General features: G+C 75.8%; 1 protein-coding gene. It reads right to left on the reverse strand.

The window, feature by feature from the left end:
- Window positions 1-803 (reverse strand): energy-coupling factor ABC transporter ATP-binding protein (locus AC1DY2_RS20260; protein WP_476764049.1); only part of this gene is annotated, 803 nt, incomplete at both ends.

Here is an 803-nt window from a genome sequence, read left to right on the forward strand (position 1 = left end):
GATGCGGCCCGCGTCGACCTGGACGTCGACGCCGCGCAGCACGGGCTGCCGGGCGACGCGGGCGACGTCGAGGCCGACGGCGGTGAGCAGCGGATGCCGCGACGAGGCGTCGGGCCGGGGCGCATGCCACGGCACCTCGTCGGGCAGCCACACGCCGGCGGCGCGGAGGTCGGCCGCCCGGGCGGACAGCACGTCGGAGGGAGGGCCGTCGGCGAGCAGCCCTCCGTCGGGGCCGAGGACGACGATGCGATCGACCAGCGGCAGCCAGACGGAGACCCGGTGCTCGATGACGACCAAGGTCGCACCGGTGTCGTCGGCGATCCGCCCGACGGCGTCGCGCACCTCCCGCACGCCCGCCGGATCGAGGTTCGCCGTCGGTTCGTCGAGCAGGATGAGGCCCGGGCGCATCGCGAGCACGCCGGCGAGCGCCAATCGCTGGCGTTGTCCACCCGAGAGGTCGGTCGTCGCATGGTCGAGGGGCAGGTCGAGGCCGACCGCCCGGAGTGCGGCACCGACTCGCGGCCAGATGTCGCCGCGTGGCACGCCCAGGTTCTCGAGTCCGAAGGCCACGTCGTCGCCGAGCCGCGCCATCACCACCTGCGCGTCGGGATCCTGCAGCACGAGCCCGGCGCGCCCCCTGGCGGCGGAGGCCGGGCGCCCGTCGACGAGGAGCTCGCCGACCGACTCGCCCTCGTCGTCACCGCCCAGCACGCCCGCCATCCCGTGCAGCAGGGTCGACTTGCCCGAACCGGACGCGCCGAGGAGCAGCACGCGCTCCCCCGGCCGGATGTCGAGGTCGAGGC

Source organism: Agromyces sp. P1_H4, assembly GCF_056405255.1.